This window comes from Pseudomonas sp. IT-P218, from assembly GCF_949767605.1.
In the GTDB taxonomy this organism is placed as follows: Bacteria; Pseudomonadota; Gammaproteobacteria; order Pseudomonadales; family Pseudomonadaceae; genus Aquipseudomonas; species Aquipseudomonas putida_AE.
On record NZ_CATKQQ010000039.1, the window covers coordinates 1 to 5,445 of the forward strand.

General features: G+C 49.8%; 4 protein-coding genes and 1 pseudogene. All 5 read left to right on the plus strand.

Translation table 11 applies throughout. The features are described 5' to 3' along the window. Positions 1–2,298: hypothetical protein (locus tag ACM6I6_RS20335; protein ID WP_414920631.1), on the plus strand; the 2,298-nt coding region annotated here is incomplete at its 5' end. 14 nt (positions 2,299–2,312) lie between these two features. Beyond that, positions 2,313–3,335 carry a formylglycine-generating enzyme family protein gene (locus tag ACM6I6_RS20340; protein ID WP_414920632.1) on the plus strand — a complete coding sequence of 341 codons (1,023 nt, stop codon included), beginning with the start codon at positions 2,313–2,315 and terminating at the stop codon, positions 3,333–3,335. A gap of 35 nt (positions 3,336–3,370) precedes the next feature. Next, complete coding sequence (locus ACM6I6_RS20345; RefSeq protein WP_414920633.1) at positions 3,371–4,396, plus strand: formylglycine-generating enzyme family protein; 1,026 nt, start codon at positions 3,371–3,373, stop codon at positions 4,394–4,396. Positions 4,397–4,718: 322 nt separating this feature from the next. Next, a complete protein-coding gene (locus ACM6I6_RS20350) occupies positions 4,719–4,982 on the plus strand; it encodes a PAAR domain-containing protein (RefSeq protein WP_414920634.1) in 264 nt (87 codons plus the stop codon). Position 4,983: 1 nt separating this feature from the next. Further along, positions 4,984–5,445: pseudogene (locus tag ACM6I6_RS20355) on the plus strand (hypothetical protein); the annotation flags it as partial.

The window sequence follows — 5,445 nt, forward strand, 5'->3', positions numbered from 1 at the left end:
TCTGAACGCATGACCCAAGCCAATGCCCCTGTCGCTGAAAACCGGACCAGCAAGCAAGCCCCTATTGTGGTTGCGTATCACCAGTCGACCCAGTGCTACTTTCGCCCCGAGACGCAAGAGCTGGTCTTTATAGCGGACGCCGAGGCGGGAGAGTTCGAAAACCACTGGCAAGAAATGGCCCACCGGGTGAATGAGTTTCACCTGGCCAAGGAACGTTACTCCCGGGTGTTGGAAAATTATGCCACAAGGGCTTCAACTTCCTCCCTCTCTCCCCTGGAAGCCGAAGCGCATGCCAAGGAAGTGACTGCGGCGGAACATCGACTGGAAGCGGAAGGGGAGGCGCTGCGCGAAAAGCTCGGCAGATTCTCCCTGGAAAAAATGAGCTATGACGATGTCGTCGAATTGATTCCGATCGCGGGGACGGGGAAGAAAGGCAAGCACGGTAGCAAACCCACCCGTTATGCCTATGTCAAGAAAGGTTATTTCAGCAAGAGCCAGGAGGGCCGCAAGCTGCACAATGTCTCCCTGAAAGGCGACAAAAAAAAGGGCGCTGAGAAAAGTATTTACGGCAAGGACAAGCAGGGTAACCACCGCATCGATACGCAGAAGCTCAAGGAACAGCTGACCACTCTGGAGTGGCCGAAAATAAAGCTGGAGTTGAAAGACGTCGTCAAATGGACTGGACTGGATTTTGACCCTGAAGCCTTGAATCAGGACGTTACCTTGTTCGACTGGGCTGAAAGCTGGAACGAAAGCTTGTCGGGAAAGACCGAGTTGGGCAAGAACGTCGACGTGTCGGGGGCTGCGCAGTTCATGCGCTTTGTGTCCAATGTCGGGGCCAGCGCTGAGTTCGACCCGAAAAAGGGCAATGTCGCGGTCAAGGGCGAAGCCAAGGCCAGCCTGACTGTAGCCTCAGGCATGGTTAACCTCACCGCCTATGTGCCGGACCGCATGGGCTGGTCGTTGTCCTACACCAATGCCAAAGGCAATGACTTCGACATGGGCATGTTGCGCCTGTACCTGACGCCTGAGTTATGCGGTTTCATCGGTGCCTCGGTAACGCTCGAAGGGCAATTGCAGATTGTGACCAAAGGTGATCAGCAATTGCTCGCTGGTCAGCCCAACAGCCGGTTACCGCGCTTCAAGGAACGAAGAACCAAGGGTGCGGTTTTCTACAAACAAATGGGCGCTGAAGATGAAGGCCTGCAACTGACTGGCGAAGCCTTTGCCGGCGCCCGAGTCGAGGGCAGCCTCAAGGGTGGCTTGCAATGGCTCAAACCTACACCGCCCGCGGACGTCAATCCCGCACTCGTCGGCTTATTGAAGTCCAGCGGCGAATTCACCGACTTCTGCAGTATTAGCGGCAGCATTGCCGGTTTGGCCGGGGCTGGGGCCGGTGGCAAATTTCACTGCACCTTTATAAATGGGAAGTTCTGTTTTCATGTGGCCGCCAGTTTGTGTTGGGGATTGGGGGCTAAGGGCGGGCTTTTTTGTGAGGTGGGTACGAGTACGATTGTAGAGTTTGGAGCATGGTTGGTCTATCAGTTATATCGGTTGAATTATAGTTATTTTGATTTGATCGATAGGGATGCATTTAGAACGTACAGTAGGTACTGCGTCATGCAAATGGATGATATGCAAAGCGACATTTATGCAGGATTTATGACGCTAGGGGAAAGTATCAAGTCTGTTGAGTATGAATTCAAAGATCGCATAAACTCTATTGTAGATGAAAGCAAAACGAATATAGATGCCTCGAAGCGACGCAATCAACTTGCTGCTAGTATTAATACCAATGCTACAAAGTTATTGAGCTACACCCCGGAGGCAAAAGGGATTTTGCTTTACCTTCTCACTCGTCATGGTATTTGGGACCATCTCGATCCGTACAATTATGGTAAGGGGTTGATACCCGATATCTACCAAGATCGTAAGGAAGCGGTGATCTGGTTACTCAGAAGCATCCAGACCCACGACGAGTGGCGCAAAGTATTTTGTCGCATGACGCCTCATGGCTCTAGCTTGGCAGGAGCCGAAGATGAACTCCTGATAACCCAGCAACAGGAACAGAAATTAGTGGATTTTCTGCGGGAGGGGCTCAATCGTGATCAGGATTTGCATAAGGCGAAACGTGAACTGTCCATTATTTATGAACGGATAAGGCCCGGTGCTGTTTGGGGGTATGCGCTGGCCATGAACGACACGCCCTATTATCAAAATAATTCTCTCGATCATCACCGTTTTCCCGAAGGTTGTACTTTTGGTCCGTGTGAAGCAGAGACGGGTCGATGGGCTTGATACAAGGAGTTTTTATGATAAGGCTGCAAATTACAATAATATTTCTTGTTTTTATAATGCTGGGTTGTGAGCAGGATGCCTTGTCCTTGAGTACGACAGAGAACAATGTATCTTCGCGTGAGCTGCAAAGTTTCATTCAAAAGATTAAAAGCAATCTCGTATTTGTTGAGGGCGGGGAATTCCTGATGGGCGATTATGGCGTGGAGTACGGTCCTGAAAGGCTACCCTACGACTCGGATAAGGATAGTAAACCGCTGCATAAAGTTGAGCTGAGTAATTTTTCAATCAATAAATTCAAAATTACCAATCAGGAATATCAGCTTTACCTAAGTTTCAACGGTCTGCTGCACCGCCAGGATACCGGAGATAAGTTTGCCGTTGTCAGTGGCGCCCCAAACACTCCGGCGCACTTGGATTGGTTTGAAGCGGAGAAATATTGCACTTGGCTGGCAAATATCAGCGAACAACCGTTCGGATTGCCAACCGAAGCCCAGTGGGAATATGCAGCACGAAGTCGTGGGCGATTTTTAATGGTGGCTACTGATGATGGTACTTATAAGGTGACTGATGACGATATAACTGAAGAGTGGGGGAGTGGACCCAAAGGCATTAATATTTCAACCTCATGGGACCGTGAAATATTCGCCAAAGAGATGGGGTGGGAGACTAGTACTCTGACATCATTGCCCGTGGATAAATTTCCACCCAATCCACTGGGTATTTATTCGATGTCCGATAATGGATTTGAGTGGGTTAAGGACTGGTATGACCCAACCTATTACCAAAACTCTCCACTCAAGGACCCTCAAGGTCCGAGCGCCCCCGTGTATAAGGATCCTCCTTCAAATTACAAATATGCCAAGGTGCTCCGAGGCAAGGATTATGCAAATCCGCAGTGGGGAGGTGCAGTAAACGTACACAGAAGCTATAGAAGTCCAGATGCGACTATGGCTGCCCTGTCTAATAGGGGAGAGCGCTTGGTGCTTGGTGATAAAACAGCTCGCTGCATAGTCAATCATCCACATCCTATTAAATGACGACTTGAAAAAAACCAAATCAGGGCAGTGATTTAATGAGCAAGCTAAAATCAGTTGTATGCGTTTTTCTTTTGTTTGCAGTTGCGGGTTGCGAGCGAAGTCCTGAGTTGTCGAATACTTCCTTTGAAGAAAGATCTTCGCAGGATTTTCAGGCTTTTATTAAGGGAATAAAAAGCAACCTCGTATTCGTAGAGGGTAGTGAGTTCTTGATGGGGGATTACGGCGTGCAATACGGCCCGGAAAAGCTTTCGTATGACTCGGATAAAGACAGCAAGCCATTGCATAAAGTTGAGCTAAGTAGCTATTCGATCAATAAGTACAAGATTACCAATGAGGAGTTTCAATTTTATCTGAAGAGCAATGGTTTAGTGCTTCGTCAGGATGCTGGTAATGATTTCAAAATCATTAGTGCAGCGCCCACCACCCCTGCACATATGGACTGGTTTGAAGCTGAGCAATATTGCATTTGGCTGGCAGATATCAGTGGCTTGCCTTTTGGATTGCCGACTGAAGCCCAATGGGAGTATGCGGCGAGAAGCCGTGGGCAATTTTTAATGGTTGCAACTGATGACGGAACTTATAAGGCGACTGATGATGCAGTAACCGAAGATTGGAAAGATGGTCCCAAGGGAATCAATATTTCAAGTTCATGGGATCGCAAGATTTTCGCCAAAGAAATGGGTTGGAAGACCGGTACTTTCACACCACTGCCTGTCGATAAATTCCCTCCCAATCCGCTTGGTCTCTATGCAATGTCCGATAATGGATATGAATGGGTCAAGGATTGGTATGATCCAAATTATTATCAGTATTCACTGCTTAAAGACCCCCAAGGTCCGATCGGGCCGGTTTATAAAGACGATCGGTCGAATAATAAGTACGCCAAGGTACTGCGTGGTCAGGATTTCGCCGATCCGCAATGGGGGGGAGGCGTAAACGTACACAGGAATTATAAAAATCCAGATGGTGCTGAGCCTGGTTTTTCAAATTTGGGGGATCTATTGATTCTTGTGAATAAAACCGCCCGCTGCGTAGTCAATCATCCGCAACCCATTAAGTGAGCGTGCAGGTATTTTATTCAACGGTGACATTGCTCCGTTGGCTACATATGGAGTGACACTATGCGTCACTGCATCGTAGGTGCTCGCTGGTAATTAGTTCAAGGAAAAAATATGAAAGTCTTGTCCATCATCAAATACACGTTCTCAATCGTGGGGATTGCCCTGCTTTTAGGTGCGGGGACGTCTTACAGCAATACATAGCTGGATATAAGATCAAGGTGCTGTTGGGGCGCGGTAATCCAAGCAATTATCATGGCGATATTTCATTCCTTCCCAAGTTCAATAACTAATTCGCTAGCTGTCTAGATGAACTGGAGGTTCTATGCAAGTTTTTATTCGCCTCGGCGACAAGTTGTCTTCTGATGGGGAGGTGATTTCCGTCGCTGAGGGCATGAGTTTTATGGGACGGGGCATTGCCTGTGTGGGCGACAAGGTTCGCTGCCCGTTGCCCGGGCACGGGGAGAACGCAATTGCCGAAGGGGATGCCGGGTCCACCTGGCAGGGGCGACCCATGGTTTTGCATGGACATCGTTGTGATTGTGGTTGCACCTTGATCACGTCGTTGCCCCAGGCAGGGAGGCTGTAACGTGCCTGTCGATCTTCGAGCCTTGCCCGAAAAGCGCGTGCTGCCGACACGGCCTCGCCTATGGCGATGGTGCCTGGTGGTGCTGCTCTGCGCTTTACTGGGCGCCGGTTTGGTGATTTTACTGTGGCCGCAAGACCTGTGGCAGATGCCCTTGTGGTACTGGTGTTGCGTCCTGGTTTTTCCCGCGATCACCGGATTGTTGCTGTTTGCGTTGCGACGTTTGATTTATGAGCGTCAGCATGACTTTGCGCAGAGCTGGAACCTGAGTCGTAGCGAGCTGGAGCGGGCGCTGATTCAACAAGGACAGCGTTCGATAGCCGTGTTGGCAACGTCCTACTGCACGGCGGCGGGTAGCAACCAATTGGCTCGCGCGCTGCGCGGCGGTAGCAAGCCGCTGCAGCCCACTTATCTGACACAACCCGCGACCACGATGCGCTTGAGCCAGTTGGCGCCCGAGCCGAGA